The 5,339-nt window shown below is 46.7% G+C and carries 3 protein-coding genes; 1 reads left to right on the top strand and 2 read right to left on the bottom strand.

What is annotated here, in order from left to right:
• Positions 1-79: 79 nt before the first annotated feature.
• The gene (locus SFV55_RS28980; protein ID WP_320033093.1) at positions 80-3,349 is read left to right on the top strand and encodes an AAA family ATPase; all 3,270 of its coding nucleotides are present in this window, start codon (positions 80-82) and stop codon (positions 3,347-3,349) included.
• Positions 3,350-3,479: 130 nt separating this feature from the next.
• On the opposite strand, the gene SFV55_RS28975 is transcribed toward SFV55_RS28980, so the two are convergent.
• Together SFV55_RS28975 and SFV55_RS28970 are read right to left on the bottom strand one after the other, a co-directional pair.
• Positions 3,480-4,109 (bottom strand): hypothetical protein, encoded by a 630-nt coding sequence (locus SFV55_RS28975; protein ID WP_320033092.1) that lies wholly within the window; start codon positions 4,107-4,109, stop codon positions 3,480-3,482.
• A 105-nt stretch (positions 4,110-4,214) separates the two neighbouring features.
• Positions 4,215-5,249: a hypothetical protein gene (locus tag SFV55_RS28970; protein ID WP_320033091.1), complete on the bottom strand. Its 1,035-nt coding sequence runs from the start codon at positions 5,247-5,249 to the stop codon at positions 4,215-4,217.
• Positions 5,250-5,339 lie beyond the last annotated feature (90 nt).

Here is a 5,339-nt window from a genome sequence, read left to right as displayed (position 1 = left end):
ATTTAGTTTTTTGTTTTCGTTCTGCTAATATGCTGCTTTTTGTACAAAGTTTTTAACTTTCTTGCATTAAACTCAATTAATGTCCCAGCAAGAATTTAAAGTACCCACCTTAGTCCAACACATTCAAGTAGATGGAAGGCCATATTTTAGCCTAAGGCCGCTGTTTTGGCCCGGTCCCATCTCCATTCATCGTCGGTACCAGGAGGCAGTTGTCGGCTTCCGCAAGGAAGTAAGGCATCACTTATCTGCGTACCCGGCCAGCCGTCATACCTTGGATCAGATCCTTTGGTTGATGTTCCAGCCCAAACCCCTGTTTCAAAAGCGCAAGGTTCAATTTTCATTTGGCAAGCATCAGGTTGATGGTTTGTTTTTGGTCTTACAATTCACCGTTAACGATTTGCCGATCTTGTATTTGCCCGCTTTTAACAACAACATGCAGCTTCTAGCTACAGAGGAAACACCAATTAGTGATCTGGAGTTGGAAAAAGTAATCAAAAGATTGCTGCACAAAGAACGAGAATACCAGGGGTCAGAGTTCCAACCTGAGGAATATTATGCCAATCGAAGGGATTATTTGGTTGATGTACCGGTTAAACTAGACTTGAAGTCGGGTCCAAATCGCTTTGAAGAAGTTCAAGACAGCAACCCTTTTTTCCGCTTTTTCCAGGAAACAGAATTTGATGGTGCTGAAGAGGCTGCAAAAACCGGAAATGACCTCAATGAAAATTACCCTCATGCTTTGCAACAAACGTTTTTTCGCGAGGATCTGGCTACCGAAATCCATGATTTGATGTTCCAACGCGATCCCATTCCTTTTGTGCTGGTGGGCGAAGAAGGGGTTGGCCGACACAACCTGATCTCCAACGCGGTATACCGCTATTTGTCCCAAAGATCAGAGGATGAAAAAGAATCGCCTATCAGTGTCTGGAACCTAGATCCCAACCGAATCATCAGCGGCATGTCGATCGTGGGCCAATGGCAAAAGCGGACTGAAGCCATTATCCAATATTTGATCAAACCTAAGGTAGGTCATAAATTACTGATTGACAATCCAGTTGCACTCTTGCGCATTGGTAAGTCCGGACAAAACTCAATGACCCTGAGCGATGTCCTCAAACCCTATTTGGAAAAACGTAGCCTGCAAAGCATCCTCATTGCCACACCCCAGGAATGGCAATTGATTCAAGAGAAAGACCGGTCTTTTAGTGATTTGTTTCAGGTCATCCGCGTATATGAACCTGATCCTTCAACAGCCTTGAAGATCATTTTGGAGCAACGAAAAATCCTGGAGCAGGAAAATGGGTTGCGCATTTCCATCTCGGCCATTAGCCAGCTGATGTATGTGCACCGCATTTTTCAGTCCAATAAAGCCCTGCCCGGAGCGGTTATCCGCCTTTTGCGCCAAATGGCCATCAAACACCGCTACGGCTACGTCGATGCCCAAAATGTACGCGAAGAGTTTGGAATGGTCAGCGGCCTCCGGGAAGAAATATTCAGTTCGGGGCACTGGTTTGAAAAAAACGAGGTACTCAATGGCTTGCAACGGGAATTGATCGGCCAACAAGAAGCGGCCATGGCGCTGAACAATGTAATTCAGTTGTACAAGGCCAAGTTGAATAACCCACGCAGACCAATCAGTTCCCTGATGTTTATTGGGCCAACCGGAGTGGGGAAAACCCATGCGGCCAAAATTCTTACCCGTTACCTGACTGGCAGTGAAGAAGCCTTGATGCGCTTCGACATGAACGAGTACCTCGACCCCTATGCCATTGATCGACTCATTGGGGACGATTACAATCCCGAAGGGCAATTGACAGGCAAAATTCGATATCGCCCTTTTAGTGTGCTCCTGCTGGATGAGATTGAAAAAGCGCACCCAAAAGTCCATGATCTGTTTTTGCAATTGCTGGACGATGGCCGTTTGACCGACCGGCTCGGTCGCACGGTAGATTTTACCAATTGCATCATCATCATGACTTCAAATGTAGGTGCTGATGACAACCGCTTCCGGATCAGTTTGACCAATGATCCCCAGCATCAAGGCCAGGCGCAAGTGTATCGAAGTGCTTTGGAAAAACAGTTCCGGCCCGAATTTGCAAACCGCATTGAACAAATTGTCATATTCCGACCTCTGGAAAGGGAGCACATCCTGGGTATTGCCCGTTTGCAAATCAAGGAATTGCTGCAAAGAGATGGTTTTGTGCGCCGTACCACTATTCTGAACATCCAGAAAGAAGCACTGGAATGGGTGGCCAATCGCGGCTATGATCCTGAAATGGGCGGCAGGGCTTTGCGTCGGCAAATTGAGCGCGATTTAACCACTTTGTCTGCTGATCAGTTGTTAAAAATCCGCACTCCAGGTCCCATCATATTAGACATTCATTTGGATGAAGATCGCCTGATTCCTCATATTTTCCCCTTGGAGTTTGCCATTGCCAGTGGGGAAACCTATTTCCCCAAGCCTCCTAAACCAGAAAGTGGGGGGAGTTTTTATCGGCGATTGCTCAATTTGGTAGACGAGTTGAACGAACAGGTCAGCAATCGCAATACGGGGCCAGACTACACCGACGTCCATAACATCCAGGACAACCTGCATTATTATCATTTCATCACGCGTTTGGATGAGATGAAGGAGAACATTGCTACTATTATGATTGCGTTCAACAACAATAATTTTGTGCGCAATTTGCCCACTCCGCTGCGTTTGAAACAATCCGAACTTTTCAGAGACCGCAGTAATTCGCGCAACCCGGAATCATTGGAGGATGTCAAGGCTCGTCTGTTCCATGACGCGGCATTGAAAGAGGTAAGCGAAACTTACCAATTTGCCAACGGGGTATACGATGCCATGGATACTGAATTTGTAGATCATTACCTCAATGTCGCCTTATTGCGTTTGGCTGGGCGAGCCTTTTTGCGTGGACAACTCGATAAAGTGGAAATCAAAATGGAGTCCCTGGTAGCGGGACAAGGGCAACGCGAAATTGAATACCTGGCTGATCGTTATCTGGATTTAATCGAGCATTTGAATATTGATTTTGACTATTACCCTGAAGAGCAACTGATTGTAGTAGAAGACTATGGCATTGCTCCGCTCTTTCAAAGTGAGGCGGGTATTCATTTGTTTTACCTTGCTCATCAGAATCCACTTCCAATCCGAGTCCACATCAAACCTAAAGCGGAAAAAGCCATAACCTGGCAAGTGATTCGTCTGTACGATGGTAACCGCACCTTGACCGACCTGCGCACTCAATTCACCAACGTGATGAACATGAGCGGACAGGAGTTTAAATTGTTGGTGTATGCGGGTTTGCCTACAGAGCTGAGACGGGAGTTGATGCGATTTTGATGCCACAATCCTTTTTCTAAGGTGCTCTTAGGTGCACTAAGGTGGTGAAAAAGAAAAAAGCCCTGCTCTACAGGGCAAATGTATTCACCACTTCAGACACCTCAGAGCATCTTAGGGGTCTCCTCAGGATTTATTTAGAAGGTTTTCGCTTCAAAGCCAGGGTGGCAATATGGTCATAGCGAGAATCAGCGCTGCTCGAAAAACTGGAGCCATCTGCCTTAAAATAAGCAAAGCCCATCCGTAAAGTCAGTTCATCTCCTGCCCATTGCCCGGATTCGCTGATGTTGAGGGCGAAATTGGGATGGAGGCGTTTGGCTTCGTCAGCTGCGCCGAATTGCAATTTCAATTGGTGGAAGTCCTCCTTTCCAACAGAGCCATGCAGGACATAATCTTCTTGGCCCAATCGACTGGTCACAGTGGCTACCCCTTCGAATAACCGCCTGTCTTTACGCGACCCCAAGCCACCGCGGGTACGCCTTTTTTTATTTCTACTGGCTAATTTCCGACGATCTTTATCGGACAAAGGTTCAAAAATTTCCAAACTGATGGATTTGGCAATTCCATCCGGGTCGGTGTAGCTACCACGCCACTCCCCGACCAGCAATTTGGCATTTTTGTCTTTGCTGTAGGCCCAGGGGCGGGTTTGATAGTCGCGCCAATAGCTGTACTGGTATTGGCATTCGTACATCCCCCAGCTGAGCAAGGCCAGCGCCAGAAAAACGAGTAAGCAGAAACCGCTTTTGTTTTTGACTTGAATCATTTTATTTGTAGTGAGACAGGGCTCCCGAATTATGAAAAAACAAATCGAGCTAAAATTCAATCCCTTTAGCCAATTAATTTTCCAAAAATCGGGAGTCCTACTTGATTAATAACCCCATTTTTGGCCGTCCCGGGGCATATGATAAAACTGCCGATCTCCACCCATTACCACTACGTCAAGTCGATCTTCTCCCCAGGACGTAGCTGCAAGTCCTCCCAACATCAGCCCACCCAGGTTTTGTAAAGAAAGTTCTCCTGAAGCCGATTGCCAACGATAGCCCAGAGAACCATTGGGCTCGGTGTAAAACAAGTCCAGGTCACCTGTTTTGCGGCTGATGGCATGTAATACAGTACCCGTTTTCACTGGAATCAGCAATTCGTACCATTGCTCCCAGGTTCCAAGCTGAAAGCGTCGAGACCATATTTTGCCATCTGTTCCAACTGCAAAAACATCTATTCGGCCTTTATCTCGACTTACAGCGGTGAATCGACCTTCGGTCATTCCCCCCAGGCTTTGCCAATTTCTCCAGCCATTATCCCAACATAAGTGCTCCATTCTGTTGCTTACTTGAGCAAAAATATCCAGTCGCCCGGGACCCCAGCTACACACTTTAATGAAGCCATCAATAGGCAGTTTAAGGTTGCGAAGTTCTTCCCAGGTTCCCCATTCATTGGCCCACCAAAGATGCCTTAAACCGCCACCTTTGCTGATTGCAAATATGTCCAAACGGTTGGGCTCCCAGCTGATTAGTTCCAGCTCTCCCTCTAATTCCTCTCCTGCGAGGTTCTCCCAGATACTCCAGCTGTCTCCGTTCCAGTAGGTGTGGTACAAGTCGCCTTCAAAAGTAGTAAACCCGTCCATACGATTGGGTCCCCAGGAAATAACTTTAAATTTGCCATGTTCCTCTCCATGCGGCCATTTCAAGGGCTCCCAAGGAAACCATACTCCATTTTCCAGACGGCGACAATAAATCTCTTTACCATCGTCCCAAAATGCGGCCAAATTCTCGTTACCATAAGCGGTCACAACAGGAAATTTGTGGCCAGGTCCTCCACCAAGATGGCCCCATTTGGCTTGAGCATCTAGTTCTGTCACCGTCAGAAATATAAACAGGAAAAACAAAATTCCAGATTTACACATGGTTTATTGCATTGCAGGGGTTTTGGAAATACTGAGTCTGGTCAACTGAATTACTTCACTGGATTCTGAAAATTCTTCGCTGTAGTCGAA

The sequence above is a fragment of the Haliscomenobacter sp. genome (assembly GCF_033763495.1).
In the GTDB taxonomy this organism is placed as follows: Bacteria; Bacteroidota; Bacteroidia; order Chitinophagales; family Saprospiraceae; genus Haliscomenobacter.
Note: the sequence above shows the minus strand (reverse complement) of the source record. Positions and strands in the feature narration are given on the sequence as shown.

Excerpts from the sequence above, each read along its gene's own strand:
- SFV55_RS28980 (WP_320033093.1), top strand. The coding sequence starts at position 80 with ATGTCCCAGCAAGAATTTAAAGTACCCACCTTAGTCCAACACATTCAA.
- SFV55_RS28975 (WP_320033092.1), bottom strand. The coding sequence starts at position 4,109 with ATGATTCAAGTCAAAAACAAAAGCGGTTTCTGCTTACTCGTTTTTCTG.
- SFV55_RS28970 (WP_320033091.1), bottom strand. The coding sequence starts at position 5,249 with ATGTGTAAATCTGGAATTTTGTTTTTCCTGTTTATATTTCTGACGGTG.